Origin of the sequence: Erythrobacter sanguineus (assembly GCF_900143235.1) — a bacterium.
Taxonomy (GTDB): Bacteria; Pseudomonadota; Alphaproteobacteria; order Sphingomonadales; family Sphingomonadaceae; genus Erythrobacter; species Erythrobacter sanguineus.
In genome coordinates this window covers 117,559-142,728 of record NZ_FRDF01000001.1, presented here as the reverse complement: position 1 = coordinate 142,728, position 25,170 = coordinate 117,559, and the positions used below count along the sequence as shown (strand labels likewise).

The 25,170-nt window shown below is 64.8% G+C and carries 26 protein-coding genes; 10 read left to right on the top strand and 16 right to left on the bottom strand.

Features of this window, described 5'->3' with window-relative positions:
* Positions 1-6: 6 nt before the first annotated feature.
* The 7 genes from BUA05_RS00650 to BUA05_RS00625 all read right to left on the bottom strand — a co-directional run bounded on the left by BUA05_RS00650 (position 7) and on the right by BUA05_RS00625 (position 6,028).
* Positions 7-1,212 carry a parallel beta-helix domain-containing protein gene (locus BUA05_RS00650; RefSeq protein WP_072672736.1) on the bottom strand — a complete coding sequence of 402 codons (1,206 nt, stop codon included), beginning with the start codon at positions 1,210-1,212 and terminating at the stop codon, positions 7-9.
* 60 nt (positions 1,213-1,272) lie between these two features.
* On the bottom strand, positions 1,273-2,793 hold the full coding sequence (locus BUA05_RS00645) for a hypothetical protein (protein WP_143150222.1): 1,521 nt from the start codon (positions 2,791-2,793) through the stop codon (positions 1,273-1,275).
* Positions 2,794-2,865: 72 nt separating this feature from the next.
* The gene (locus BUA05_RS14645) at positions 2,866-3,009 is read right to left on the bottom strand and encodes a hypothetical protein (protein ID WP_158093672.1); all 144 of its coding nucleotides are present in this window, start codon (positions 3,007-3,009) and stop codon (positions 2,866-2,868) included.
* Positions 3,010-3,022: 13 nt separating this feature from the next.
* On the bottom strand, positions 3,023-4,480 hold the full coding sequence (locus tag BUA05_RS00640) for an NAD(P)(+) transhydrogenase (Re/Si-specific) subunit beta (protein WP_072672734.1): 1,458 nt from the start codon (positions 4,478-4,480) through the stop codon (positions 3,023-3,025).
* 3 nt (positions 4,481-4,483) lie between these two features.
* Complete coding sequence (locus BUA05_RS00635) at positions 4,484-4,765, bottom strand: NAD(P) transhydrogenase subunit alpha part 2 (RefSeq protein ID WP_072672733.1); 282 nt, start codon at positions 4,763-4,765, stop codon at positions 4,484-4,486.
* Positions 4,766-4,768: 3 nt separating this feature from the next.
* Positions 4,769-5,893, bottom strand: coding sequence for an NAD(P) transhydrogenase subunit alpha (locus tag BUA05_RS00630; protein WP_072672732.1), 1,125 nt, complete (start codon positions 5,891-5,893; stop codon positions 4,769-4,771).
* Positions 5,894-5,905: 12 nt separating this feature from the next.
* Positions 5,906-6,028 carry an aa3-type cytochrome c oxidase subunit IV gene (locus tag BUA05_RS00625; protein ID WP_072672731.1) on the bottom strand — a complete coding sequence of 41 codons (123 nt, stop codon included), beginning with the start codon at positions 6,026-6,028 and terminating at the stop codon, positions 5,906-5,908.
* Positions 6,029-6,300: 272 nt separating this feature from the next.
* On the opposite strand from BUA05_RS00625, the gene BUA05_RS00620 reads away from it, so the two are divergent.
* Together BUA05_RS00620 and BUA05_RS00615 are read left to right on the top strand one after the other, a co-directional pair.
* On the top strand, positions 6,301-7,746 hold the full coding sequence (locus BUA05_RS00620; RefSeq protein WP_425429498.1) for a sigma-54-dependent transcriptional regulator: 1,446 nt from the start codon (positions 6,301-6,303) through the stop codon (positions 7,744-7,746).
* Positions 7,747-7,777: 31 nt separating this feature from the next.
* Positions 7,778-8,536, top strand: coding sequence for an SDR family NAD(P)-dependent oxidoreductase (locus tag BUA05_RS00615; RefSeq protein ID WP_072672730.1), 759 nt, complete (start codon positions 7,778-7,780; stop codon positions 8,534-8,536).
* A 68-nt stretch (positions 8,537-8,604) separates the two neighbouring features.
* Here the strand turns inward: BUA05_RS00615 and BUA05_RS00610 are convergent, their stop codons facing one another.
* From BUA05_RS00610 to BUA05_RS00595, 4 genes are all read right to left on the bottom strand, one after another.
* Positions 8,605-9,783, bottom strand: coding sequence for an alkaline phosphatase D family protein (locus BUA05_RS00610; RefSeq protein ID WP_072672729.1), 1,179 nt, complete (start codon positions 9,781-9,783; stop codon positions 8,605-8,607).
* Positions 9,784-9,866: 83 nt separating this feature from the next.
* Positions 9,867-10,982, bottom strand: coding sequence for a dihydropteroate synthase (folP, locus tag BUA05_RS00605; RefSeq protein ID WP_072672728.1), 1,116 nt, complete (start codon positions 10,980-10,982; stop codon positions 9,867-9,869).
* A 17-nt stretch (positions 10,983-10,999) separates the two neighbouring features.
* Positions 11,000-12,184: a site-specific DNA-methyltransferase gene (locus BUA05_RS00600; RefSeq protein ID WP_072672727.1), complete on the bottom strand. Its 1,185-nt coding sequence runs from the start codon at positions 12,182-12,184 to the stop codon at positions 11,000-11,002.
* A 197-nt stretch (positions 12,185-12,381) separates the two neighbouring features.
* A complete protein-coding gene (locus BUA05_RS00595; RefSeq protein ID WP_072672726.1) occupies positions 12,382-13,005 on the bottom strand; it encodes a ribonuclease HII in 624 nt (207 codons plus the stop codon).
* On the opposite strand from BUA05_RS00595, the gene BUA05_RS00590 reads away from it, so the two are divergent.
* The 6 genes from BUA05_RS00590 (at position 13,004) to BUA05_RS00565 (ending at position 18,037) form a co-directional block, all read left to right on the top strand.
* On the top strand, positions 13,004-14,176 hold the full coding sequence (locus tag BUA05_RS00590) for a PQQ-dependent sugar dehydrogenase (RefSeq protein WP_072672725.1): 1,173 nt from the start codon (positions 13,004-13,006) through the stop codon (positions 14,174-14,176). The genes BUA05_RS00595 and BUA05_RS00590 overlap by 2 nt on opposite strands.
* A complete protein-coding gene (locus BUA05_RS00585) occupies positions 14,173-14,781 on the top strand; it encodes a GNAT family N-acetyltransferase (RefSeq protein WP_072672724.1) in 609 nt (202 codons plus the stop codon). The genes BUA05_RS00590 and BUA05_RS00585 overlap by 4 nt, the downstream gene beginning before the upstream one ends.
* 54 nt (positions 14,782-14,835) lie before the next feature.
* The gene (locus BUA05_RS00580; protein ID WP_072672723.1) at positions 14,836-15,390 is read left to right on the top strand and encodes a DUF1285 domain-containing protein; all 555 of its coding nucleotides are present in this window, start codon (positions 14,836-14,838) and stop codon (positions 15,388-15,390) included.
* Positions 15,387-16,013, top strand: coding sequence for a CoA pyrophosphatase (locus BUA05_RS00575; RefSeq protein WP_084662388.1), 627 nt, complete (start codon positions 15,387-15,389; stop codon positions 16,011-16,013). Before BUA05_RS00580 ends, BUA05_RS00575 begins: the two co-directional genes overlap by 4 nt.
* Positions 16,003-17,193, top strand: a complete 1,191-nt coding sequence (locus tag BUA05_RS00570; RefSeq protein WP_072672721.1) for a CCA tRNA nucleotidyltransferase — start codon at positions 16,003-16,005, stop codon at positions 17,191-17,193. Before BUA05_RS00575 ends, BUA05_RS00570 begins: the two co-directional genes overlap by 11 nt.
* Before the next feature lie 238 nt (positions 17,194-17,431).
* Entirely contained in the window at positions 17,432-18,037 is a 606-nt protein-coding gene (locus BUA05_RS00565; RefSeq protein ID WP_072672720.1) for a hypothetical protein, read from the top strand.
* A gap of 78 nt (positions 18,038-18,115) precedes the next feature.
* On the opposite strand, the gene parC is transcribed toward BUA05_RS00565, so the two are convergent.
* The 4 genes from parC to BUA05_RS00545 form a co-directional block, all read right to left on the bottom strand.
* Entirely contained in the window at positions 18,116-20,410 is a 2,295-nt protein-coding gene (parC, locus tag BUA05_RS00560) for a DNA topoisomerase IV subunit A (RefSeq protein WP_072672719.1), read from the bottom strand.
* Between the two features lie 60 nt (positions 20,411-20,470).
* Positions 20,471-20,800, bottom strand: coding sequence for a 2Fe-2S iron-sulfur cluster-binding protein (locus BUA05_RS00555; protein ID WP_072672857.1), 330 nt, complete (start codon positions 20,798-20,800; stop codon positions 20,471-20,473).
* Between the two features lie 2 nt (positions 20,801-20,802).
* Complete coding sequence (locus tag BUA05_RS00550) at positions 20,803-21,912, bottom strand: cysteine desulfurase family protein (protein ID WP_072672718.1); 1,110 nt, start codon at positions 21,910-21,912, stop codon at positions 20,803-20,805.
* Between the two features lie 159 nt (positions 21,913-22,071).
* Positions 22,072-23,043 carry a cysteine desulfurase family protein gene (locus BUA05_RS00545; RefSeq protein ID WP_245790036.1) on the bottom strand — a complete coding sequence of 324 codons (972 nt, stop codon included), beginning with the start codon at positions 23,041-23,043 and terminating at the stop codon, positions 22,072-22,074.
* 200 nt (positions 23,044-23,243) lie between these two features.
* On the opposite strand from BUA05_RS00545, the gene BUA05_RS00540 reads away from it, so the two are divergent.
* Together BUA05_RS00540 and BUA05_RS00535 are read left to right on the top strand one after the other, a co-directional pair.
* Positions 23,244-23,900, top strand: a complete 657-nt coding sequence (locus BUA05_RS00540) for an alpha/beta hydrolase (RefSeq protein ID WP_072672716.1) — start codon at positions 23,244-23,246, stop codon at positions 23,898-23,900.
* Between the two features lie 293 nt (positions 23,901-24,193).
* A complete protein-coding gene (locus BUA05_RS00535; RefSeq protein WP_072672715.1) occupies positions 24,194-24,877 on the top strand; it encodes an energy transducer TonB in 684 nt (227 codons plus the stop codon).
* 54 nt (positions 24,878-24,931) lie between these two features.
* Here the strand turns inward: BUA05_RS00535 and BUA05_RS00530 are convergent, their stop codons facing one another.
* Positions 24,932-25,144 carry a hypothetical protein gene (locus BUA05_RS00530; RefSeq protein WP_072672714.1) on the bottom strand — a complete coding sequence of 71 codons (213 nt, stop codon included), beginning with the start codon at positions 25,142-25,144 and terminating at the stop codon, positions 24,932-24,934.
* Between the last annotated feature and the right edge of the window lie 26 nt (positions 25,145-25,170).

Below are 25,170 nucleotides of genomic sequence, written 5' to 3'. Positions count from 1 at the left end.
TGTGCCTCACTTCAGCCGCGCTTCCAGCTCGGGCGGCGCGCCGATCCCATCAAGCGACCAAGCCGCACCGGGCGCGGGCACATTCAGCGGCCCCGGCTGCGCTTCGGCAAGCGCCTGGCCCTGCCGCTGCAGATTGAGCGACCACCCGGCAAGCCCTGCATCGACGAACAGCGGCGCTGCCCCCTTCGGATCATTCAGCCCGTCACCGATCACCGGCGGCAGCATGCCTCCGAACGCTGCGAGCAGCATTTCGCCGCCTGGCAGGTCAGGATCGCTGGCGCCATCATCCACCACATTGCCCGCAATCACCACCTCGCGCGGGTAGGGGTTGTAACGCGCATCCTCGTATTCCTGGGTGTAGGCGATCACCATGAAGGGCGCGGTCGGGTTGTCGTAGACGACATTGCCCTCGATCCACACGCGCTCGTTGGCCATCACCATGATCCCGGTTCCACGCGGCACCCCGGCGACGATGTTGCCCGGCGGCGCGAAGTTCGGCGTGTTGTTGCCCGCAACAAGGTTGTTCGTGACCAGCACATTGCCCCCGCCCATCACCGGCAGGCCGGGCAGGTCGAACACCAGAATGCCCCCGGTGTTGCGGCTGACATAATTCTGGGTGACGATCGCATCGCGGCTGTTCTCGATCTCGATTCCCGCCACATTATCGGTGGCGACGGAATTGCGCACGGTGATCTTCGAGGACTGGCCCACGTAAATGCCGGCGTCAGACGCGCCCGAAACATCGCTATGGCTGACCAGCACCCCGGTGCTTTCGACCGGGTAGATGCCATAGGCCCCGTTCTCCGCCTTCGGGCCGCCGGTCCATGTCACGCGGATGCGGTGGTAGATGATATTGTCGGCGCCTTTCGACTTGATCCCGTCACCCTTGGGGTTTTCGAGAGCGAAATCGCGCAAGGTCACGTTGTCAGAGGTAACCAGCAGCCCCTCGCCTGCGCCCTGCTGGGTGGTGAAATCAAGTATGCTCTGGGCCGGCCCCGCGCCGCGCAAGGTCACCCCATCGACATCAAGGCTGAGCCCGTCGGTAAGGATGTAACGCCCTGCTTCAAGCACGATCTCGTCACCCGGCTCGGCAAGAATCAGCGCTTCCTGTAGGCGCTCCTGCGCGCCCTCGCCGGAGGCGATCATGTGGGTTTCGGCAAGCACCGGGGCGGCGGATGCCAGCAGCGCAGCAACCAAAGCGGGTTTTATCATGAAACTCTCTCCCTCCAATGCGCCTATGTGGCCCATCGAAGGCGGCGATGACAAGTGCCCTCAACCTTGCGTCGCAGCTTCGAGCCCCCTGAGCGACAACAGCCGTCCCGGCGCGAAGGCGAGCGACTTGCGGAACGCATCGGCGGCCTCGGCCTTGCGGCCCAGCTTCAACAGTTCCTCGCCGAGCAATTCATAGCTCGGTTTGGCAATCGCGGGCGGGCCGAATATGGTCGGCAACGCGGCCTCGGCTTCGGCAGCTGCGCGCAAGGCAACGAGCCCGCTTTCCCTTTCGCCCGATGCCAGCAGCCGGATCGCATCGACCTGCGCAATTGCGCGCTCCACCCAGGGCATGGTCGTGCGATCATCCGGTGCCATCCTTGCCAGTTGTGCGAGCAGGGCTTCGGCATCGCGGCGCATCGTTTCAACGGCCTGCGCCAAAGCCCCTGCATCATTGCTGTGCCGCAGCGCGGCGATGTGGGTCATCGTCACACGCGGAAGCGGGAATGCGCGCGCATCTTCGCCAAGTGGTTCCGGCCAGATCCCGGCATCGACCGCCTGCCATGCGGCCATGACCGAGTAACTCCTGACCGGGCCATAGGCGATCTCACCGCCCGCGCTCTGCCCGGCCTCGGCGCGGCAGGCAGACACCAGATCGCTCGCGTCCTTGCCGAGTTGCAGGCGGGCATAGACCAGCCATTCGTTGTAATGGCCGCAATCGGCAGGATCGCGCCCGGCAGCGATGCGCTGACGATCGACCACGGCATCGGCCTTCACATTGGCCGCTTCCGACGCTTCCCAATCGGCCAGCGCGTGGAAGATGTGGCTCACCATATGTTGCGCGTGGCCCGCATCGGGCGCGACCACGGCATAACGCTCCGCCATGCGCTCGCCCAGCGGGGCATGCACCGGATCATCGTAGGAATGGATCAGGTAGTGCAGGATGCCGGGATGCTTCTGGTGCGTCATGAAGCCCGGTTCGAGGATACCTGCCGCCTCCATGTAGATCGGCACTTGCCGCCCGCCATGCGAGGAGCCGAGCACCGCAAGGCCGGTAAAGGCGTGCACATCAATATCTTCGGGCCATGCAGCCAGCATCGCGCGCATCTTTGCAAGATAGGCGAGGTCGCGCTGTTCCTTGGTGCCTTGTTCGCCATAAAGCGTCTCCAGCGCATCCAGCCATGCCTTTTCGCCGGGTGTGCCAGCCTTGGCCGCACGGGCTGCGGGCGTGGGGGCAAGCCGGGCGAGGATGGCGCGCGCCGCACCACGATCCTGCTGTTCCCACAGCGGGTGATTATGGGTCATCGCCTCGCCCCAATAGGCCATGACGAACCCGGGATCGGATGTCTGGCTTTCGCGGAATGCGGCGGCGGCACGCGCGTATTCGAAATTGTGGAGCAGCGCGAGCCCGCGCAGGAAATGCGCGCGCGCCTGCGGGTTGGTGTCTGCTTCAAACACCATGAATTCGGTGCCGACGCGTTCGCCTGCCGGATCGCCAGACTGCGCATGGCCGGAAGCCATGGGAATGGCGCTGAGGGCCAAAGCGGCGGCGGCCAGCGTAAATCTCGGCAAAAATCTGGGCATCAGGTTCTCTCCTCGCTTGCCATTGTGCGGCAACGAGGAGCGCAAAGGCAAGAGCGTAACGGGGTGGCCGCGCTATCCGACCCCGATCGCGCAGAGAGCCGCACTGGCGGTGAGCACGCCGACCGCCTCGCCATCTTCCACCCGGCGCAAGCGCTTGACCAACGCGCCGCCCGCCAGCAAGGCGAGCAGCAGCACCGCAATGATCAGCTTGCGCATCGGCGAACCTGCATCAATCGAGCGACTTGACGATTTCCTCGACCATCTTCTTGGCATCGGCCAGCAGCATCACCGTCTGGTTCATGTAGAACACGTCGTTATCGACCCCGGCATAGCCGACGCCCCCCATCGAACGCTTGATGAAGAACACCTGCTTGGCCTTGTCGACATCGAACACCGGCATCCCGTAGATGGGCGATGACTTGTCGGTCTTAGCCGCGGGATTGACCACGTCGTTTGCGCCGATGATGAAGGCAACGTCCGCCTGCGCGAATTCGGAGTTGATGTCCTCCAGTTCGAACACCTCGTCATAAGGCACGGATGCTTCGGCGAGCAGCACGTTCATGTGCCCCGGCATGCGCCCTGCGACGGGGTGGATGGCGTATTTCACCTCCACACCCTTTTCGCGCAGCTTGTCGCCCATCTCGCGCAGCGCGTGCTGGGCCTGCGCCACCGCCATCCCGTAACCGGGGATGATGATGACCTTTTCGGCCTGTTCGAGCATGTAGGCCGCATCTTCCGCGCTGCCCTGCTTGTAGGGTCGCTGTTCGCGCGCGCCGCCAGCGGCGGCGGCGCCTGCATCGGCGCCAAACCCGCCCGCGATCACTGAAATGAAGCTGCGGTTCATAGCCCGGCACATGATGTAGCTGAGGATCGCCCCGGAGGAGCCAACCAGCGCCCCGGTGATGATCATCGCGCTGTTCCCCAGCGTGAAGCCCATCGCCGCGGCCGCCCAGCCCGAATAGGAGTTCAGCATCGAAACGACCACCGGCATATCCGCCCCGCCAATCGGGATAATCAGCAGGAAACCGATGATAAAGGCCAGCAGCGCGACCGCGATAACGAGATAGCCCTGACCAGCGCCGCCTTCTGGCGAGACGGTGTAAATCCCGATCAGCGCAAGGATAGCCACCAGCGTGCCGAGGTTGATGACGTGCCGCCCCGGCAGCATGATCGGCGAACCGCTCATCCGGCCAGACAATTTCAGGAACGCGATGATCGAGCCTGAGAAGGTGATCGCCCCGATGGCGATACCGAGGCCGAGTTCGACGCGGCTGACCGCAAGGATCTGATCCGCCGCATCGGTAATCCCGAAGGCTGCGGGGTTCAGCCACGCAGCAAAGCCCACCACCACGGCAGCCAGACCGACAAGGCTGTGGAAGCCTGCCACCAGTTCCGGCATCGCGGTCATAGCGATCCGCCGGGCAATCGTCACACCGATGATCGCACCGATGAAAATCGCGATGGCAATCTCTACGATGTTGGCGATGTTGTGGGTGACCAGCGTCGTGATTACCGCCACCGCCATGCCGATCATGCCATTGCGGTTGCCCGCCTGGCTGGTCGCCGGGCTGGAAAGCCCACGCAGCGCGAGGATGAAGAACACGCCGGCGGCAAGATAGGCCAGCATCGCCCAGGCAGGCACCGCGCCTTCGCCGGAGGCCCCGGCGGCAAGAATGGAGAAGTCCATCACTTACTTCTCCTTTTTCTTGTACATGGCGAGCATTCGCTGCGTTACCGCGAACCCACCGAAGATATTGACGCTGGCGAGCACCACCCCGAACAGGCCGAGGTACTTGGCCACCGGGCTCTGCGCCTCGGCCGCCGCGATCAGCGCGCCGACGATGATCACCGAGGAGATCGCATTGGTTACCGCCATCAGCGGAGTGTGAAGCGCCGGGGTCACCGACCAGACAACGTAATAGCCCACGAAGCAGGCCAGTACGAAGATGCTGAGAATTGAAATGAAGTCCATGGTTTAAGCCCCCAGCAGCCGTTCGTTAACGACCTTGCCGCCCTGAGTCAGGCGGATCGCGCCTCCGATTTCCTCGTCGAGCACGGGCCGCTGCGCCTCCTTGTCCCAGAAAGCCGACAGGAAATTATAGTGGTTGCGCGCAAACAGCGCCGAAGCATCGGCGGGCAGGTGCGCAGGCGTGTTGGAAAAGCCGATGATGTTGACGCCGTGACTGACCACGACCTCATCCGGCTTTGATCCTTCCACATTCCCGCCCTGCGCCACGGCGAGATCGAAGATCACGCTGCCGGGCTTCATCGTTGCGATCTGCGCGTCGGTGATCAGACGCGGCGCGGCGCGGCCCGGGATCAGGGCCGTGGTGATGACGATGTCCTGCTTGGCAATGTGCGAGCTGACCAGTTCGGCCTGCGCCTTCTGGTATTCCTCGCTCATTTCGGTGGCATAGCCGCCCGAACCTTCGCCTTCGATCCCCGCGACATTTTCCACGAAGATCGGCTTCGCGCCCAATGACTGGATCTGTTCCTTGGTGGCAGAGCGCACGTCCGTGGCTGACACCTGCGCGCCCAGCCGCCGCGCGGTGGCGATCGCCTGAAGGCCCGCCACGCCCACCCCCATGATGAAAGCGCGTGCAGCCTGCACTGTGCCCGCTGCCGTCATCATCATCGGAAAGGCGCGGCCATAGACATCGGCTGCCGCCAGCACCGCCTTGTAACCGGCCAGGTTCGATTGCGAAGACAGCACGTCCATGCTCTGGGCACGGGTGATGCGCGGCATGAATTCCATGCTGAGCGCCTCAAACCCGGCAGCAGCATAGGCATCGACCACATTGCGGGCCGCGAACGGATCAAACAGCGCCGCCACCCATGCACCCGGCTTTGCACCCTTGAGCAGCTTCAGGTCAGGTGCCTGAATGCCCAGCACGATATCCGCGTCCTTCACCGTCGCGGCGGCAGTGCCGATGCTGGCACCGGCTTCGGCATAGGCTTCGTCGGTGACGGAGGCGGCAAGCCCGGCTCCCTTCTCGACGGCGAGCGACAGGCCAAGGCCGGAAAACTTCTTTACCGTTTCGGGCGTGGCTGCGACGCGCGTCTCACCGGGCGCGCGCTCCTTCAGAATGGCGATCTTCATGTTTGCCCCGCCCTAACCCGCGATCAGCATGATGACGAACAGGACGATCAGCGCAATCACCGGAACAGCCCATTTCAGCGCCGTCATGAACCCGCTGTAGGTCGCTTCGGCCTTTTCAATGTCGTGAACGTTCATCTCGTGTCTTTCCCCTTGGGCTCTTCAACACCGCAGGCGGCATTTGGTTGCAGCAAAACGCACGGTGCCGGAATTTCTGACCGTCCCCGTATCGAAGCAGAGCCTTGTGCTCAAGTCACCTTTAATGAGAGTCCTCCGCCCACGGCTGCCAAACAATGCCTCTTTCGCTCGTACAACAGCCTTAATCCCGTCTTTACCCCTGCGTCTTATGCAGAGGGCCTGTGTCAGCCCGGCAAAAGAGATCGGGCCAGGAAAGGCGAGCGGCAAGGTTGATGGCTGAAATGGATTGCCACCCCGAGATTGATGGCGATGCGCGAATCGTGATGCTGATCGACGATGAGCCTGCGCAATCGCGGCTCGTTTCGGCGATTGCCGCGCGCGATGGATGGCGCACCATCGTCGCGCCCGATGCCGAAACCGCGATCGCCATGCTCGGCACGCGCGAAGGGATGCTGCTTTCCGCCATCCTGCTCGACCAATGGGTGCCGGGTGACAATGCCTGCGAACTGATCGCCGAACTGAAATCGCGGCGCCCCGCGCTGCCGATCCTGATGCTCACGACCAGCGCCTCGCCGCTGCTGGCAGTCGAGGCCATGCGCGCAGGCGCCAGCGATTACCTCGTCAAGCCGGTCTCTCCCGACCGCCTGATGGAAGCCCTGCGCAGCGCCACCACCCGCGAGTCCCCGCGCGATGAACTCGCCCCGCTGACCGAAAAGATGTCGGCCAGCCTCGATTTCGACGCGATGATCGGCACCGCCCCGCCCTTTCGCACCGCGCTGGCGCAGGCGGCCAAGGCTGCGCGCGGCCACGGCCATGTGCTGATCGAAGGCGAAAGCGGCACCGGCAAGGAAATGCTGATGCGCGCGATGCACGCGGCCAGTCCGCGTGCCAAGGAACCCTTGCGGACCATCGCCCTTGCCAGCGTTCCGCAAGGCTCGATCGAATCCGTGCTGTTCGGGCACGAACCCGGCTCCTTCCCCGGCGCGTTTGACCGCCAGATCGGTGCGTTCCAGCATTGCGACGGCGGAACACTGGTTCTGGATGATGTCGACCGCCTGACCCCGGTGCTGCAACAGCGCCTTGGCGAGGCGCTTGAAAGCGGAATCATCCGCCCGGTGGGCGCGAGCTATGGCTACAGGTTCGATGTGCGGCTGCTGGTGACCAGCAATGTCGGGCTCGACCGGATGGTCGAAGCCGGGCAGTTCGACGCCGCGCTTGGTGCAAGGCTCGGGGCCACCCGCATCCACCTGCCACCTCTGCGCGAGCGGACCGGCGATATTTCGGCGCTTGCTCGCCATTTCCTTGCCCGGATCGGCGAACAGCCGGGCCTGAACCACCTGTCTGTTTCCGAAGGCGCGCTGACGTTGCTGGCGGCCTATGACTGGCCGGGCAATGTCCGCCAGCTGCAATCGGTGCTGTTCCGCGCCGCGGTCTATTGCGAGAGCAACACGCTGACCGCCGAAAGTTTTCCGCAGCTGTCCGAATTGCTGGGCGAACAGGGCAACGCGCGGCCGCTGGATGCGCATGATGGCGTGGGCATCATGCTCTACACCCCGGACGGCAATCTGCGCCCGCTGGAGGAAATCGAGGCGGACGTGATCCGGCTGGCGATCGGGCATTATCGCGGGCGCATGACCGAAGTGGCGCGCCGGCTGGGGATCGGGCGTTCGACCCTGTATCGCAAGCTTTCCGATCTCGGGATCGATAACGCCGCTTGATTGGTGCGGCTGGCAGGCCTAGCCGGTCAACATGACACAAATTCAGGATTTCCAAGGGCGCTCGGCGCTCGTTACCGGGGCGGCATCGGGCATCGGGGCCGCCTGTGCACGCTCGCTGGCGGAGCGCGGGGCAGCGCAGCTGTTTCTCGTCGATGTCGATGGCGCGGGGCTGGATGCGCTGGATCTTGCGGGCAATGTCCACCGCATCACCGGCAGCGTCGCCGACGAAGCGCTGTGGGCCGAACTCGAACCGCAGATGACCGGCCTCGATCATTCGATCGTCAATGCCGGGATTGGTTCGGGCGGGCCGATTGCCAGCCTTTCGCTGGCCGAATGGCGCCGCGTGATGGCGGTCAATCTTGATGGCGCCTTCATGACCCTCGCCTCGTCGTTGCGGGCGATGGGAGAGAGCGGCGGCAGCGCGGTGGTGGTCGCCTCGACCACCGGGATCAAGCCGGTGGCCGGCATTGGCCCCTATGGCGTGTCCAAGGCCGCGGTCGCCCACATGGCGCGGATCGCGGCGGTGGAAAACGCGAAGCTGGGCATTCGTGTCAACGCCATCGCACCCGGCGGGGTCGACACCGCGATCTGGGAAAGCGGGGAGGATTTCAAACGCTCGGTCGCCGCGATCGGGCGCGATTCAACGCTGAAGGCCATGGCCAAGACCACGCCTTCGGGCCGCTTTGCCTCCTCGGAAGAGATGGCCGAGACCATCCTTTACCTGCTGAGCGATGCCGCTTCCAACATCACCGGACATGTGATGGTTTCGGACGGCGGCTTTACGCTTTGAACTGACAGGATTTTTTCACGCAGATCCAACATGGCCGGAAATGTTCTACGTGAAACATTTCAAGAACATCACCAGTTGAACGTCTGTTCTGCCAGCGTCCCGCTATCATTGCCTTTCAGCGTCATGGTCAGCGCCCTCGCTTGCCAGTCGATATCGACCAGACCGTAATTCTCGACCGAGAAGAACTTGCTCACACGGCGCCCATCGGGCTCGCGCGCGGTGCTGCGGTCATTGTCATTGCCGAAGGCGAGGTTGAGCGAGGAACTGGTCAGCTCCCACAAGGTCTCCCCCTTGTGCTCGGTCTTGTAGATGCCGCCTGCGTGGCGATCGCCTGACAGGATCACCAGCCCGCTGTCTTCGCGGTCTGCCAGCAGATCATACAACCGGTCGCGCTGGGCGGGCATGTTGGTCCAGCCTTCGAACTGGTGCGCATCGGTAATGACCTGCACCGATGAGACGAGAATGCGCAGGTCGGCGGGCTTGGCCAGCTCACCTTCGAGCCAGGCCCATTGTTCCGCCCCCAGCATGGTCTTGGCCGGGTTGTCATCGGGCAGATAGCCGCCCAGCGGCGGGCGCGCGCGGCTCCATTCCATGCGCTTCAAGTCGGAACGGAAGAACCGGGTGTCGAGCAGGATCACCTGCACGCGGCGCCCTTCCGGCCCGGTGATGCTGCTGTCATGGACCCCGGGGCGCGCGCGCACCGCATCTGACGAATTCCAGAACGTCTCGAACAATTCCTCGCCCCAGCGCCGCATCGGGAAGCTGCCGCCCGCATCATTGAGGCCGAAATCATGATCGTCCCACGTCGCCATCATCGGGAACTGCGCGCGAAAGCCCGCGAATTCTGGGTGCGAGGCCTGAAGCGCATAGGATTTACGCAAGCTTTCCAGCCCGGCATCGGCATCCCAGCCATTATCGCCATAGACATTGTCGCCGATCATCAGGAACAGCTGCGGGTTCTGGGCGGCAATCTGCGCCCACATGTGCTGCGGGGCGGACTGGTGGTTGCAACTGCCAAAGGCGATACGGGTGAGCGTGGTGGCGGGGTTTAGCGCCGGGTTCGGCCCGGCTTCGGGCATGACCACCTGCTTGCGCAGCTCGGCATAATAGGGCGCAAGCAACTGATCGGGCGCAAGGCTGACTGCAACCGGCGCATCATTGCTCGCCGCATGATCATCGGCCATGAGCGGCCCGGCGGCGAGACCGAAAGCGGCAAGAATGGTGGCGGCAAGCAGCGACTGGCGCATCAAAAGGCTCCTTGGGAGATTCGCGATTGGCGATGTTCTGGCCGCGCTGCATGACAGATGTGTGGCGCGCGCGAAAGACCGGCTCAAAGAGGCGGGAGCTGCGAAAAATCCGTCAGCGCCGCATCGCGCAGACCGCGCCACACATTGCGCGCCTGCACCGTCTCGGCAACATCATGCGCGCGCAGCAGGTGAACCCCGGCCTCCATGCCCCTGACCGCAAGAGCGATCGATCCCGCCAGCCGGCCAGCCGCCTCTTCCTCGTGCGACAGCGCACCGATCATGCGCTTGCGGCTGGCACCCAGCAACAGCGGGCTGCCCAGCGCATGGAACAGCGGCAAGGCATTGATCAACCCAAGGTTCTCGCCCAGCGACTTGCCAAAGCCAATGCCGGGATCCAGCATGATGCGTTCTTCGGCGACCCCGGCGACAATCGCCCTTTCGCGCGCCAGCCGCAGGAAATCGAACACGTCGCACACCACATCGTGATACTTGCCCCCGGCGTGGAGATCCTCGCCGCTGCCGGGCGCGTGCATCAGCACCACCGGGCAGCCCAGTTGCGCCGCGAGTTCAACGCTGCGCGGATCATAGCGCAAGGCCGAGACATCATTGGCCATGTGCGCGCCGGCAGAAATCGCGGCCTCCAGCACTCCGGCGCGGCGGGTATCGACGCTGATCGCCGCACCCATATCGGCAGCGGCGCGCACAGCCGGTACGACCCGGCGGATTTCCTCGTCCTCAAAGGTCGCGGCTGCGCCCGGGCGCGTGCTTTCCCCGCCAATGTCGATGATCGCCGCGCCTGCCTCAAGCATGGCAGCGGCATGCGCGCGCGCCGCATCGGCGCTGTCGTGCTGCCCGCCATCGGAAAAGCTGTCAGGCGTGACATTGAGGATGCCCATCACCTGCGGCTGGTCGAGCCGGATCGTGCGCCCACCCAGTTGCAGCGGGGCATGGATTTTCCGGATGTTGTTCCACTGCCGCTCCGCCTCGCGCGCGGCAAGATCGGGCAGGCGCGCCATCGCCTCGTCCATGCCCGCCGCCGTGGTGACGATCCGTTCGGTCACACCGCCATCCGCCCCGCGCAGCACCAGCGCGAATTCGCGGGCATAGGCCATCGACCCGCCTAGCCGCACGGCATCGCCATCCACCGCCTGCGGCCCTGAGATAAGCGTGAGCGGGTGGAGGTAGATGCAGTCAGTCATGGGAAGGTCTGCGGCAATCAGTCCTCGTTCGCCAGCAGGTAAAGCTGGCGCGCGGCGTCGATCGGCTGCACGTCACCGCCCTGTTCATAATGCCAGAAGGCCCAGCCATTGCACGAAGGCGCGCCCTGCAATTCCTTGCCAAGGCCGTGGATCGAACCGGTCTTGCCGCCGCATTCAAGGCTGCCATCGGTGCGCACGGTGGCAATCCAGCGGCGCTTCTTGTCGAACACTTGCGTGCCGGGCGGGATCAGCCCGCCTTCGACCACCGCACCAAACGCCACCTTGGGCGCGGAGCGGGCGGATTGCATCGTGGTCAGTGCGCTTTCATCCAGCGGCAGTTCCTTTTCGATCCGCTTCATCGCGACTTCGCGGTAGAAATCCTCGCGCTCGCAGCCGATCCATTCGCGGCCCAGCCGCTTGGCCACCGCGCCGGTCGTGCCGGTGCCGAAGAACGGGTCGAGCACCACGTCGCCCTTCTCGGTCGTCGCCAGCAGCACGCGGTAAAGCAGCGCCTCGGGCTTCTGGGTCGGGTGAGCTTTCTTGCCGTTTTCCTTCAGCCTTTCGCCCCCTGCGCAGATCGGCATGACCCAATCGCTGCGCATCTGAAGTTCATCATTCAGCGTCTTCATCGCGCGGTAATTGAACTGATAACGCGCCTTTTCGCCCATGCTCGCCCAGATCAGGGTTTCATGCGCGTTGGTAAACCGGGTGCCCCTGAAATTGGGCATCGGATTGGTCTTGCGCCAGACAATGTCGTTGAGGATCCAGAACCCCAGATCCTGCAGGATCGCCCCGACGCGGAAGATGTTGTGATAGCTGCCGATCACCCAAAGCGCGCCATCGGGCTTCAGCACGCGCCGCGCCTCGGTCAGCCATTCGCGGGTGAACCTGTCATACACCGCCATGCTGTCGAACTGGTCCCAGTGATCGGTCACGGCATCGACATGGCTGCCATCAGGCCGGTTGAGATCGCCCCCGAGCTGGAGATTATAGGGCGGATCGGCAAACACCAGATCGACGCTGTTGGTGGGCAGGCTGCGCATCGCTTCGATACAGTCGCCCGGCAGGATATGGTTGAGCGGCAGATCGGACGAACGTGCAGTTTCCAGCGTCTTTACAACGCTTTTCGCCCGCGACTTTACCTTTTCTATCACACTCACCGGAATGGCCCCGCCTGTTGCCTGCAACTTATCCACAGGCATGAGTCTTTGAAGAGTCCGCGTCAAGCACCTAATTTTGCGCAGCTTATGCTTAACACGCGGTAAAGGGCGCCGCCGATGGGTGGAACGAACCGGGACCGGCACAAGATGTTGAGTCCCCCCTGCCTTGGGGGACTCGATATGCAGCGGTGTGGCCCGAAGGACTCACCGCGCCATCATCATGGGATGGAAAAATCCGATCAGACAAGCGTCAATTGCGCGACGGGCGCAAAGCTGCGGCGATGCAGCGGCGTTGGCCCATGCACCCGCAGCGCGTCCATATGTTCGACCGTGCCATAACCCTTGTTGCGTTCCCAGCCGTAATGCGGGTGCGCCTGCGCGGCCTCCACCATCATCCGGTCGCGCCATTCCTTGGCGATGATAGAGGCAGCGGAGATGGCCGGTTCGATCCCGTCACCGCCAACAATCGCTCGCGCAGGCCAGCACCATTCGCCGCAGCGGCCTGCCGGGGTCATGTTGCCATCGATCAGCACCTCGTACGGGCCAGCACCCAGCGCGGCTGTCAGACTCGTCACCGCGCGGGTCATGCCCAGCATCGTCGCCTGAAAGATGTTCACACGGTCGATCTCGTCGGGCGCGACCACTGCCACCGCCCAACAGCAACCCGCGCGCACCGCCTGATCGAGCACGCCGCGGCGTTTTGCGGAAAGACGCTTGGAATCGTCGAGCCCCGCAGGTATCTCGCGCCCAAGCACAACCGCCGCGGCCACCACCGGCCCGGCCAGCGGCCCGCGACCGGCCTCGTCGACGCCAATGATGATCTTGCCGTTCGTGACAGTAAAACCCGGAGTGACCCCTAGCATGATCCGTTCATCCCGTTACCTCGCCGCACTGTCCCTGCCCACGCTGATGCTGGCAAGCTGCGGCTATGCAAAAACCGGGGCTGAATCCGGGGAAAGCGCCACTTTGGCAACAGACGGGGCCGCTTTTCAGGTCGCCGAGATGGCCACATTTGCCGAACCCTGGGCCATCGAATTCGCCCCCGGCACGCCGATCCTGTTCGTGACCGAGCAAGCCGGAACGATGAAGTTCCTCGACACAGCAAGCGGAACAGTCGGCACCGTCAGCGGCCTGCCCGAGGTTGCCTATGGCGGTCAGGGCGGGCTTGGCGACATCGCCTTTCTCGCATCCGAAGCTTCCGCCGAGCTGGGCCGCCGCACCATCTATCTGAGCTGGGCCGAGGCCGGGGCGGACGATACCCGCGGCGCCGTGGTCGGCAAGGGCACGCTGGTCTGCGCCGAGGCTGAAGCCTGCGCCATCGAGGGGCTGGACGTGATCTGGCGCCAGACCCCCAAGGTAACGGGCCGCGGGCATTATTCGCACCGCATCAGCATCTCGCCCGATGGCGAATATCTCTACATCGCCAGCGGCGAGCGGCAGAAGATGCAGCCTTCGCAGGACACATCAAACACCCTCGGCACCATTGTGCGTCTCAACCTCGACGGCACGCCTGCAGCCGGCAATCCGATGGCCGACAAGGGCGGGGTCACGGCGGAAATCTGGTCCTATGGCCACCGCAATATTCTGGGCATGGACTGGGATGCCGAAGGGCGCCTGTGGGAAGTTGAACATGGCCCGGCGGGCGGGGATGAATTGAACCTGGTTCAGCGCGGCGCCAATTACGGCTGGCCGATCCGTTCCAATGGCGAACATTATAATGGCGACCCGATCCCCGATCATTCGGCGGATGATGGGTTCGCTCAGCCAGTCATCAGCTGGACCCCGGTGATCGCGCCGGGTGACATGATCCTCTATTCGGGCGAGATGTTCGGCGCGTGGCAAGGGCAGGCGCTGATCGCGGGCCTCAGCACCCAGGCACTGGTGCGGGTCGCGATTGAAGGCGACAGCGCACGCGAAGTCGCCCGCCACGAATTCGACCGGCGGCTGCGCTCGGTCGAACAGGGGCCGGACGGGGCGATCTGGATTGCCGAGGACGGCGAGGACGGGCGGGTGCTGAAGCTCACCCCTCAATGAACGCCGCCGCCACTGCCACGCTGATCCCGCTCGAGGCGGTCGATCCCGCCATGATCGAGGCGGTGCTCGACCGTGCCTTCGGGCCGGATCGCCACGCGCGCACGGCCTATCGCATCCGCGAAGGGATGCCGTGGCTGCCCACCTTGAGTTTCGCCGCACTGGACGAGGACGAGCTGCTGGTCGGCACGATCCAGTGCTGGCCGATCGCCTTGCAGACCAAACAGGGGCAGGTGCCGCTGGTAATGGTCGGGCCGGTTGCGGTCGTCCCCGAACGGCAAGGCGAAGGCTTTGGCGTGGGATTGATGAGCGCGATGCTCGATGCCGATGCACGGCTCGCGGCAAACGGCCGCGGGGCAATCCCGTCCTCAAGTAGCGGAGCGGTAGGGCAGAGAAGCCCGTCCTCAAGTAGCGGAGCGGTACGGCAATCGCGCTTGCCGCAGGTGCTGATCGGGGATGCGGATTATTACGGGCGCTGGGGCTTTTCCGCCGCCATGACCGGCGGCTGGCGCTGTCCCGGCCCTTATGAACCTGATCGCTTGCTGGCCCGCGGCGCGGCGCTGGCGGCCATGCCGGCCGAAGGGATGCTGGGGCCGTGGGAGGCCTGAGTCTTTGCCCCTCTTGGCGGGAACCCCTGCTTCTGGCATCGCATTGAACATACCATGCCTTACGAACCGCCCCCATACCTTGCCGAACTGACGCTTGCGCAAATCGCCGATCTCGTCGCGCAGCGCAAATTGCCGGCGGTGGAAGGCTGGGCGCCGCAAAGGCAAGGCGACAGCTTCATGCGGATCGCTGCCGATGGGACATGGTACCACGAAGGCGCGCCGATCCGGCGCGAGGCGATGGTGCGCGCCTTTGCCGGGCTGCTGAAGCGCGAGGAGGCCGGTCAGCACTGGCTCGTCACCCCGTTCGAGAAGCTGTCGATTGAAGTCGAGGACGCGGCCTTTATCGCCACTGATTGCGCGCGCGCCGATGATGCGCTGGTGTTTCGACTCAACACGGATGACCTCGTGATCGCCGGACCGGAGCACCCCTTGCGCGCTGCGGGCGATGCCGAAACCCCGGCGCTTTACCTCCAAGTCCGACACGGCTGCGAGGCGCGGCTCAACCGTTCGACCTATGCCCAGCTCGCGGACATCGCGCTGGCTGAAGGCGCCCAGGACAAGGGCTGGCAGATCGCGAGCCGGGGCGCGACCTTCTCGCTGCTGCCATGACCATGCCTGCCCGCCCCAGCCTTTACGAGCCGCTGTCCCGCCTGTTCGCGGAAGGTCACGCGCGCGACATCCCCGACCTGCTCAGCGATGCGCAATTCGCCCGCGATGGCCGTGCCACGCCTGCCGCCGTGCTGATCGCCGTGACCGATGTGCCCGATGATCCGCAGGTCATCCTGACCCAGCGCCCCCGATCGATGCGCGATCACCCGGGGCAGGTCGCCTTTCCCGGCGGCAAGATCGATCCGGGCGAGGACGCCGTCACCGCCGCCCTGCGCGAGGCCGAGGAGGAACTTGCCCTGCCGCCCGAAGCAGTGCGGGTGATCGGCACCAGCGATGTCTATCACACCGGCACCGGCTTCATCGTCACGCCAGTGCTGGGCGTGGTCCCGCCGGGGCTCGACTTGCAGCCCGATCCGATCGAGGTGGCCGACTGGTTCGAAGCGCCGCTTTCGCTGTTGCTCGATCCCGCCAGCTGGACCACCAACGAGGTGTTCTGGCGCGGAGCCACGCGGCGTTATCTCGAACTCGACTGGCAGGGTTTCCGGATCTGGGGCGTGACCGCGGCGATCATCGCCAACCTTGCGCGCCGCATCGCGGTGGAAAGGCTGAAGGATGCTGCGTGATCTGGCCGAAGCCGAATGGACACGCCGCGCCGGGCTGGCCACGCTGACTGCGGCGCTGGGCGCCGAGAACATCCGCTGGGTCGGCGGCGCGGTGCGCGACAGCCTGCTGGGGCAGCCGGTGCGCGATGTCGATTGCGCCACCCTGCTCACCCCCGATGCGGTGATTGACCGCTGCCGCGCAGCGGGCATCCGCACCGTGCCGACGGGAATCGACCACGGCACCATTACCGCGATTCTCAAGGATGGGCCTGTCGAGATCACCACTTTGCGCCGCGATGTCGCCACCGATGGGCGGCGCGCGACCATCGTCTTTGCCAGCGACTGGCGCGAGGATGCCGCAAGGCGCGATTTCACCATCAACGCGCTCTATGCCCATCCGGAGACGCTGGAGATTGCCGATTTCTTCGGTGGCCTCGCTGATCTCACCGCACGCCGGGTGCGCTTCATCGGCTCTGCACGCGCACGGATCGCCGAGGATCACCTGCGGATCCTGCGCTATTACCGCTTTCAGGCGCGGTTCGGATCGGAACTGGATACCGAGGCCGAACAGGCCTGCACCGAACTGGCTCATACCCTGAAAGGCCTCAGCCGCGAACGCATTGCAGCCGAGCTGCTGGCGCTGCTCGCGCTGCCCGATCCGCACCCGACGCTGGAACGGATGCGGACGGGCGGCGTGCTCGGCGTGATCCTGCCCGAGGCCTGCGCCGCGCAGCTTGCCGCGCTCGAACGCCTGATCGCCGCCGAGCTGCGCCAAGGCTTTACCGCCGATCCGGTTCGCCGCCTCGCTGCGCTGCTGCCGCCCTCGCCCGATGTCGCCGAAACGGTGGCCGCGCGGCTGCGGCTGTCAAAAGCCCAGCGCAACCGGTTGGTTACCGCTGCCGAGCGCAAGGCGGACGACAGCGACAACCCCCACGCCCTCGCCTACCGTCTCACCATGCCGCTTGCCGTCGACCGGCTGCTGCTGCTGGGCAGCGACGCGCGCGCACTGGCGGAATGGCAGATACCGGAGTTTCCGCTCAAGGGCGGCGCGATCGTGGCGCGCGGTATCACCGCCGGGCCGGCGGTCGCGCGCATCCTGCAAATGGTCGAGCAAAGCTGGGTGGCGGAAGGCTTTCCCGGCCCCGCCCGGATCGAGCAACTCCTGACCGAGGCACTGGACGGATACAGCCCGGCGGGGTGAACCGCACCATAGGGACGACAAACGGAAGCTCCCGCACGGCCGATGCGGTTGTCAGCCGCCGCTTTGACCGTCTAGGAACCCGGCGCGGGTTTCGTGCATTTACTGCATGGACGTTCAACCTCAACCGGTGCTTTTGCCGGCCTCTCGCCCCGGTCTTTTGGCCACCCGGCATTGCGTATCCCGCCGCCTCTGCACTCGGGCAGTGCTTCTATGAAATGCAAAGATGGAGATAACATCGATGAAATCCCTCAAGCTGGCGCTGCTGGCCACCCTGCTCGCCGCCGTTCCGGCCCTGACTCCCGTTGCCGCCAATGCGCAGGATGTCGGCGCGACCGTCTACGGCAATGATGGCAACCCGATCGGCACGGTCGAAGCTGTCCAGGACGGCGTGGTGCTGATCGACACCGGCAAGCACAAGGCACCGATCCCCGCTGAACTGATCGGCGCGGGCGAAACCGGTCCCAGCATCAACGCCACCAAGGGCCAGATCGATGCGATGATGGACGCGCAGGTCGCCGAAGCCAATGCCAAGCGCGATGCCGCGCTGGTCGAAGGCGCTGCGGTGGTCAGCGCCGATGGCATGCCGGCCGGCACGATCTACACCATCGACAGCGAAGACGCCGTGATCATCCAGAATGACGCGGGCATCGTCAGCCTGACCCGCGAATCCTTCGCCGTGAACCCCGAAGGGATGCTGATGGCGCTCTATTCGGCCCAGCAGCTGGCCGCGAACACCGTCGAAGTGCCCGAAGGCGCCGAAATCCTGACTGCCGCACAGGCCCGGGCCAAGGAAACCGCCAGTGCTACGGGCGATGACGACGGGGCAAGCGGCGCCGCGCAGTAAGCCGCAGGCCTCAACACCTAACAGCGAAAGGCCGGGGCGGCGCCGACAGCGTCACCCCGGCCTTTTTTGCGCCCGGCGTCAATCGAAGCGGTTGGATTTGGGGAACCCCTGCGGCGGCATCCGCCCGGCTGCGCCGCGCGCCACCTTCCACATCCGGATTTCGGTCTCTGTCCGGGTGCGTTCGCCCGATCCGCCCATCTGCCAGCTGAGGCCATCGCCGAGCACGAAGGTGATCGCGTCCGACAATCCCCCGTCGCGGAAACGCTGCAACTGCACCCCCTGCCCGCGGGTCATCACCGGCAGTTCTTCAAGGTTGAACACCACCAGCTTGCGATTGTCGCCGACGCAGGCGACGTGATCGTGGCCTTCGGGAATCTCGCGGATCACCCGCAGCACCGCGCCGTCCTTCAGGTTCACCACCTGCCGGCCCTTGCGGGTCTCGGCCAGCAATTCCTCGGTCTGTGCAACAAAGCCCTTGCCGTGGTTTGAGGCGAGCAGCAACCGGCCGCCGGGACGGTGCACCATCATCGCTGCAACATTGGCCTCGCTTTCAAGGTCGATCATGGTGCGAACCGGTTCGCCAAAGCCGCGCGCGCCGGGAAGCTTGTCGCAACCGAGCGTGAAGAACCGTCCGTCGGATGCGGCCAGCAGCAGCTTGTCGGTGGTCTGCGCGTGGGCGATGAAGGCAAGGCCATCGCCCTCCTTGTACTTGAATTCCTGATCCAGCGGCACGTGGCCGCTGGCTGCGCGGATCCAGCCCTTTTGGCTGAGGATCACCGTCACCGGCGCCTTTTCAATCATCGCATCCATCGAGAATTCGACCGTCGGCGCAGCTTCGGCAATCAGCGTCCGGCGGCGGCCAAGCGGCGTATCCTCGGCATAATCCTTGCGCAGGGCCTTCAGATCGCGCTTCAGCCGGGTGCGCTGGCGGGCGGGGCTTTCAAGCAGGGCGTTGAGTTCGGCCTCCTCGGCCAGCAATTCGTCCTGCTCCTTGCGCAGCTGCATTTCTTCAAGCTTGCGCAAGGACCGCAGGCGCATGTTGAGGATTGCCTCGGCCTGCCGGTCGGTCAGCTCGAATTCGGCCATCATCACGGGCTTGGGCTCGTCCTCGGTGCGGATGATTTCGATCACCCGGTCAAGGTTGAGGAACGCGATGATATAGCCGCGCACCAGTTCCAGCCGCTTTTCGATCTGGTCGAGCCGGTGGCGCGTGCGGCGCTGGAGAATGTCGATCTGGGCTGCGGTCCAGTGGTCGAGCAGTTCCTTCAACCCCATCACCATCGGGGTGCGGGTCGCATCCAGCACATTGAGGTTGAGGCTGAAGCGGGTTTCCAGATCGGTCAGCTTGAACAGGCTTTCCTTGAGCAGATCGGGATCGACATTGCGGCTTTTGGGCACCAGCACGATCCGGATCGCCTCGTCGCTTTCGTCGCGCACATCTTCAAGGATCGGCAGCTTGCGATCGGCAATCGCTTGCGCGATCTGTTCGATCAGCTTGCCCTTGGCCACCTGATAGGGGATTTCGGAAATGACCAGCTGCCACTGGCCGCCGCCCAGCCGCTCGATCCCCGCAGCAACATCATCGGGCTCCTTCGCTTCGGGCGCATGGAACATGCCCCGCACCCGGAACGCCCCGCGCCCGGTGCGATAGGCCTCGGCAATGCTCGCTGCGCTATCGATCACCTGCCCGCCGGTGGCGAAATCGGGGCCGTGGAACAGCTCCATCAGCCGTTCGTGGGTGACATGGGGATTGTCGATCAGTTCCAGCGTTGCGTCGATGATTTCCGCGACATTGTGGCTGGGAATGCTGGTGGCCATGCCAACCGCAATCCCGCTCGACCCGTTGGCAAGCAGGTTCGGAAACAGGCCCGGCATCAATTCGGGCTCTTCTTCCTCCCCGTTATAGGTGGGAATGAAATCGACGGTGCCTGCGTCCAGACCTTCCATCAATTGCATTGCTGTTCTGGTCAGCCGGGCTTCGGTGTAGCGATAGGCAGCGGCATTATCGCCATCGACATTGCCGAAATTGCCCTGCCCTTCGACCAGCGGGTATCGCAGCGAGAAATCCTGCGCCAGCCGCACCATGGCATCATAGGCCGCCGTATCGCCATGCGGGTGATACTTGCCGATCACTTCGCCCACGACGCGGGCGCTTTTCTTGAAGGAATTGCCCGGATCAAGCTTGAGCTGGCGCATCGTCCACAACAGGCGGCGATGGACCGGTTTCAGCCCGTCGCGCAGATCGGGCAAGCTGCGCGCGGTGATGGTGGACAGGGCATAGACCAGATAACGCTCGGACAGAGCGGCATCGAAGGGCGCATCGACAATCGCGTCGAACGGGTCTTCAGTCGGGGTGATAAAGGGATCGGACATGAGACTGGTCTAGCAATCCCGCGCGGCGCGAGGGAGAGGTGTTTCCACAGGGTTGAGGGCTTACATCCGCCTGAGATCGTTGCTTTGCGAAGGGACGCTGACGGTGAGGCCGGCCATATCCGCTGTCAGTTCGATCTGGCACGACAGCCGCGAGGTGCGCCGCGCACCGGCGGCGAAATCGAGCATGTCTTCCTCCTCCTCCGAGGCGGGCGGCAGGCGGTCGAACCAATCGGCGGCGACGATCACGTGGCAGGTCGAACAGGCCATCTGCCCTTCGCAGGTGCCTTCCAGCGGCAGGCCTGCGGCCTGCCCTGCGCGCAGCAGATTATCGCCGGGTTCGGCATTGGCGGCGACCGGCTTGCCATGCGGGTCGAGGAAGGTGATGGTGATGCTCACAGGCCCTGCTCCCTGGCGGCGGCATTGATGGTGGCGGCAGCGGATTCGATATCCTCAGGGGTCGTATAGCGCCCGAAGCCCAGCCGGATAGAGGCCTTTGCTTGCCAATCGGCAAGGCCAATGGCTTTCAGCACATGGCTGGGCCGACCCGATCCGCTGGCGCAGGCGCTACCGGCGGAGAACATCACATTGCGGCAATCGCTCATCAGCCGGGCGACATCAAGGCCCCCATGCTCATTGGCGCGGCGGATGTTGAGATTGCCGTGCCAGCGATGTTCGGCGCTGCCGTTGAGCTCCCACCCGGCAAAGGCCGCGCGCGCGCTGCGCCAGAGCCGTTCGATATGGAGCGAATCCTCACCCATGCGCTCGGCAGCCACCTGCGCAGCCGCGCCGAACCCGGCGCACAAGGCGGGCGAGAGCGTGCCCGAACGAAGCCCCGCCTCCTGCCCGCCGCCCAGTTGCAGCGGCGCTGGCGCGGGCGCGCCTTCGCGCAGCCACAGCGCGCCGATCCCCTTGGGACCATGGATCTTGTGCGCGGAAATAGCGATGTAATCGGCCGGGACCTCCACCGGCACACGGCCATAGGCCTGCACCGCATCGACCAGTACCCGCGCTCCGGCGGCGCGCGCGATGCGGGTGATCTCGGCGAGCGGGTTGCGCACCCCGATCTCGTTGTTGATTGCCATCGCAGCAACAAGGCCGGTCTGCGGCGTGATTGCGGCCTGCAGCGCGTCCAGATCGGCGCGGCCATCGGGGCGCACGGGCAGCACCGTGAAGCTTCGCCCCTGCGCCTCGACCACGCGGGCGCAATCGAGCACGGCAGCGTGTTCTGTGGCGAAGGTGATGACATCGCCCGGCGTGCCTTGCAGCGCCATGTTGAGCGCCTCTGTCGCACCGGAGGTGAAGATAAGTTTGCCGGCTTCGGGCAGCAGCGCGCCGACCCGCTCCCTCGCGGTCTCCACCGCCGCCGCCGCCATGCGGCCCATGCGGTGCGGGCTGTGCGGATTGCCGAAGGTGTCACTATCCGGCCCGCCGAGCCAGCGCAGCATCGCCTCACGCGCTTCGGGCGCGAGCGGGGTGGTAGCTTGGTAGTCGAGGTAGATCATGGGGTCACCAGCCGTTCAGACCGGCCCGCCAAAGGACGGGTCGCAAGGGCGACTGCCAGCCCGCAGGCGCCGGTAGCGAAGCGAAGGAGCAGCGCCGAGGACTGCGCGCCGGAAACAAGAAAGCGGGGCCCCGGGTCAAGCCCGGGGAGACGAACAAGGTCAACATAGCGAAGCCCACGCCGCTGCAAACCGCTCCAGCTCCTCGGGCGTAGTGCTCCACCCCAGACTCACCCGGATGGTGCGCGCGGCCACATCGTCCGGCACACCAAAGGCATCGAGCACCCGGCTTTTCTTCAGCGTGCCCGAGGAACAGGCGCTGCCTGCGGACACGGCAAAGCCCATCGCGTCGAGGCGGATCAGCAGGGCTTGGGCTGAGAGGGTAGGGTGGGCGACGGCGAAGATGTGGGAGCACTGAGAGCCAGGTGCGATCACTTCACCATGACTGAAAAGTGCGTTCTTGAAGTCGAAGTGCTGTTCGACTGTGGTTGCCCAACTGTCCAACCCGCCAGCTTCCAGCGCTGCCGCCATGCCCATTGCTCCGGGCAGGTTCTCGGTGCCTTGCCGATAGCCGCGTTCATGCCCGCCGACGGGGTCGATCAGGTTGAAATCCCGCACAAGCAACGCGCCAATTCCTATCGGCCCGCCAAATTTGTGTGCGCTGACAACAAGCATATCGGCTTCGGGTAGTGCAATTTTGCCCGCACTTTGTGAGCAATCGACGAGCAGTTGCCCGCCCCCATCTCGAACCGACTCCGCCAGCTTGCTCTGCACGTATGGCATTAAATTCGTGCCAGTTTCGGAATTGACGTACTGCACTGCCGCAAGTGCGCCTGCGCTGTTTGACAGCGTTTCGGGATTAACTTCGCCGTCAGTGACCGGCACCACCTCGGCATCCGGCGCGGCACGAAACACCGCGTCATGCTCGACCGCGCTGACGATCCGGCGCTCCACCTTCGCCCGGTTGAGCGCAATCCACAGCGCCTCGCTCGCGCCGCTCGTAAAGATCAACTCCCCGTTCCACCCCAGCGCCGCCTTGATCCGCTCGCGCGCATCCTCCAGCGCAGCCCTCGCCTTGCGGCCTTCGGCGTGGGGGGACGAAGGGTTGGCCCACAGCCTGAACCCCTCCTCCATTGCCGCCTTCGCCGCAGGGCGCAGAGGCGAAGTTGCGGCGTGATCAAGGTAGACCCGCTCAGCCATTTGCGTCCCTCACGGCGCGGGGCCGCACAAAAAATTGCGAATTTGCCATCGCGCCCTATATAGAGCGCGCTTTCGCGGGCGCCACCGGCGGTTTGCGGCCACTTGATCACGCCTCTCGTTCATAAGGTTCACCGATGCCATCCGTCATCTTTCCCGGCCCCGAAGGCCGTCTTGAAGGCCGTTTCTCCCCGCCGCCGCGCCCGCGTGCGCCAGTGGCGATGATCCTCCATCCGCATCCCGAAGGCGGGGGCACGATGAATGACCGGATCGTGCAGCGACTCTACAAGACCTTCGCTGATCGCGGGTTTGCGACCTTGCGTTTCAATTTTCGCGGCGTGGGGCGTTCTCAGGGCAGCTTCGATTCCGGCGTGGGCGAATTGTCCGATGCGGCCTCGGCGCTCGACTGGGTGCAGTCGGTCCATCCCGAAGCGCAGAGCACCTGGATCGCGGGCTACAGCTTCGGCGCGCTGATCGGGATGCAATTGCTGATGCGCCGCCCCGAAGTGCGCGGCTTCATCTCGGTCGCGCCGCCCGCCAACATGTATGATTTCAGCTTCCTCGCCCCCTGCCCTGCCAGCGGCATCTTCGTGCAGGGCGCGGCCGATACCGTGGTGCAGCCCGCCGCAGTGCAGAAGCTGGTCGACAAGCTGCGCACGCAAAAGCACATCACCATCCACCACGAAGAAATTCCGCGCGCCAACCACTTCTTCGAGAACGAGATGGATGAACTGATGGGGTCGGTGGACAATTATCTCGACTTCCGGCTCTCACCGGACTGTCCGATTAAATAGTCTTGTTGGCTGCACGCCCTCCGGCGTGCAGTCCTCGGCGCTATTCCTTCGCTACGCTACGGGCACCTGCGGACGCGTGGTCACACTTGTGGCCCGTCCGTTGGCGGGCCAAACTCTTGCAAATCTCGGGACTTATTGCATCGCGGCAAGACAAGGTTCTGAAACGCAACGCGAAACTTCTTCGCCCCTAGCAAAAATCATAGTACTCTGGCGCCTGAGCGGGGCCGGAGGCTTTCGCTCGTCATCGGCGCTCCGGCCACCGCTCCCACGATGATGGAGAGAGGAACCCCCTGATGAACTATGCCTCCAACACCCGCCGTCCCAATCCTGTCGCCCTTGCCGGGGCGCTCGGCATACCCGCCGGAGTTGCCGCGCTGCTGGTGGTCGGCCTCGCGGTCAAGGTCGTGATCGCGCCCGAACCGCCCACGCTCAAGGGGTTCACGATCAAACCGATCCCGATCCCTCCGCCGCCGCCCGAGCCGATTGAACAGACCAGCGCCGCCGCTACCCGCCCCCAGCAGTCAACCACCACCACCGTGACCCGCCCGGACAATATCCCGATCGACTTCGGCAGCAGCCATCCGATTGCAAGCCTGCCGGGCGTGGACGAACTGGTCGGGCCAGTGACGGGGCCGGTCGATTTCGGCATCCCCGGCCCTGCCCCCAGCGCATCGCCCTATCAGCCGGTTACCGCCGCCCCGCGCGGCAATCCCGGGCGCTGGGTGCGCAACAGCGATTACCGCATCCGCTGGATCAGGGAGGGCCTTTCGGGCACGGCGCGCTTTGCGCTCACGATCGACGCGGCGGGCAAGGTGACCGGCTGCACCATTACCCGTTCGAGCGGGCATGCCGCGCTGGATGCAGCGACCTGCGAACTGGTCGGCAAGCGCGCCAGCTTTTCCCCGGCGCGCGATGCCTCGGGCAAGCCGGTGTCGGGCAGCTATGCGAGCATGATCACCTGGACAATTCCCGATTGATCCGAACCGATTGACCCGAAACGTTTAATCCGAACAGGGCCGCCGGAGGAAGCCTTACCCTTCCCCAGCGGCCTTGATCTGCGAAATCGGCGCTTCGCCAGTGCTGGTGGGCACCGTCCAGATCAGCACGTTGAGCACCGCGATCACCGCCAGCAGCACCATCAGCGCAGGCTGCTTCACCTGCCCCGTGCGCCGCCACAATGCGTAGGCCCCAGCAAGCAGCGCCAGCGCGGCCAGCATCACGATCGAGAGCACGATATCGGTCATGCGCGCGCTCTAGCCCGCCAAGGCAG

Excerpts from the sequence above, each read along its gene's own strand:
- BUA05_RS00545 (WP_245790036.1), bottom strand. The coding sequence starts at position 23,043 with ATGGAGGAGGGGTTCAGGCTGTGGGCCAACCCTTCGTCCCCCCACGCC.
- BUA05_RS00535 (WP_072672715.1), top strand. The coding sequence starts at position 24,194 with ATGAACTATGCCTCCAACACCCGCCGTCCCAATCCTGTCGCCCTTGCC.
- BUA05_RS00650 (WP_072672736.1), bottom strand. The coding sequence starts at position 1,212 with ATGATAAAACCCGCTTTGGTTGCTGCGCTGCTGGCATCCGCCGCCCCG.
- BUA05_RS00625 (WP_072672731.1), bottom strand. The coding sequence starts at position 6,028 with ATGAACGTTCACGACATTGAAAAGGCCGAAGCGACCTACAGCGGGTTC.
- BUA05_RS14645 (WP_158093672.1), bottom strand. The coding sequence starts at position 3,009 with ATGCGCAAGCTGATCATTGCGGTGCTGCTGCTCGCCTTGCTGGCGGGC.
- BUA05_RS00590 (WP_072672725.1), top strand. The coding sequence starts at position 13,004 with ATGATCCGTTCATCCCGTTACCTCGCCGCACTGTCCCTGCCCACGCTG.
- BUA05_RS00570 (WP_072672721.1), top strand. The coding sequence starts at position 16,003 with ATGCTGCGTGATCTGGCCGAAGCCGAATGGACACGCCGCGCCGGGCTG.
- BUA05_RS00580 (WP_072672723.1), top strand. The coding sequence starts at position 14,836 with ATGCCTTACGAACCGCCCCCATACCTTGCCGAACTGACGCTTGCGCAA.
- BUA05_RS00595 (WP_072672726.1), bottom strand. The coding sequence starts at position 13,005 with ATGCTAGGGGTCACTCCGGGTTTTACTGTCACGAACGGCAAGATCATC.
- BUA05_RS00600 (WP_072672727.1), bottom strand. The coding sequence starts at position 12,184 with ATGCCTGTGGATAAGTTGCAGGCAACAGGCGGGGCCATTCCGGTGAGT.
- BUA05_RS00540 (WP_072672716.1), top strand. The coding sequence starts at position 23,244 with ATGCCATCCGTCATCTTTCCCGGCCCCGAAGGCCGTCTTGAAGGCCGT.
- BUA05_RS00530 (WP_072672714.1), bottom strand. The coding sequence starts at position 25,144 with ATGACCGATATCGTGCTCTCGATCGTGATGCTGGCCGCGCTGGCGCTG.
- BUA05_RS00640 (WP_072672734.1), bottom strand. The coding sequence starts at position 4,480 with ATGGACTTCTCCATTCTTGCCGCCGGGGCCTCCGGCGAAGGCGCGGTG.
- BUA05_RS00630 (WP_072672732.1), bottom strand. The coding sequence starts at position 5,893 with ATGAAGATCGCCATTCTGAAGGAGCGCGCGCCCGGTGAGACGCGCGTC.
- BUA05_RS00575 (WP_084662388.1), top strand. The coding sequence starts at position 15,387 with ATGACCATGCCTGCCCGCCCCAGCCTTTACGAGCCGCTGTCCCGCCTG.
- folP (WP_072672728.1), bottom strand. The coding sequence starts at position 10,982 with ATGACTGACTGCATCTACCTCCACCCGCTCACGCTTATCTCAGGGCCG.
- BUA05_RS00620 (WP_425429498.1), top strand. The coding sequence starts at position 6,301 with ATGGCTGAAATGGATTGCCACCCCGAGATTGATGGCGATGCGCGAATC.
- BUA05_RS00550 (WP_072672718.1), bottom strand. The coding sequence starts at position 21,912 with ATGATCTACCTCGACTACCAAGCTACCACCCCGCTCGCGCCCGAAGCG.
- BUA05_RS00610 (WP_072672729.1), bottom strand. The coding sequence starts at position 9,783 with ATGCGCCAGTCGCTGCTTGCCGCCACCATTCTTGCCGCTTTCGGTCTC.
- parC (WP_072672719.1), bottom strand. The coding sequence starts at position 20,410 with ATGTCCGATCCCTTTATCACCCCGACTGAAGACCCGTTCGACGCGATT.
- BUA05_RS00565 (WP_072672720.1), top strand. The coding sequence starts at position 17,432 with ATGAAATCCCTCAAGCTGGCGCTGCTGGCCACCCTGCTCGCCGCCGTT.
- BUA05_RS00615 (WP_072672730.1), top strand. The coding sequence starts at position 7,778 with ATGACACAAATTCAGGATTTCCAAGGGCGCTCGGCGCTCGTTACCGGG.
- BUA05_RS00585 (WP_072672724.1), top strand. The coding sequence starts at position 14,173 with ATGAACGCCGCCGCCACTGCCACGCTGATCCCGCTCGAGGCGGTCGAT.
- BUA05_RS00635 (WP_072672733.1), bottom strand. The coding sequence starts at position 4,765 with ATGGACTTCATTTCAATTCTCAGCATCTTCGTACTGGCCTGCTTCGTG.
- BUA05_RS00645 (WP_143150222.1), bottom strand. The coding sequence starts at position 2,793 with ATGCCCAGATTTTTGCCGAGATTTACGCTGGCCGCCGCCGCTTTGGCC.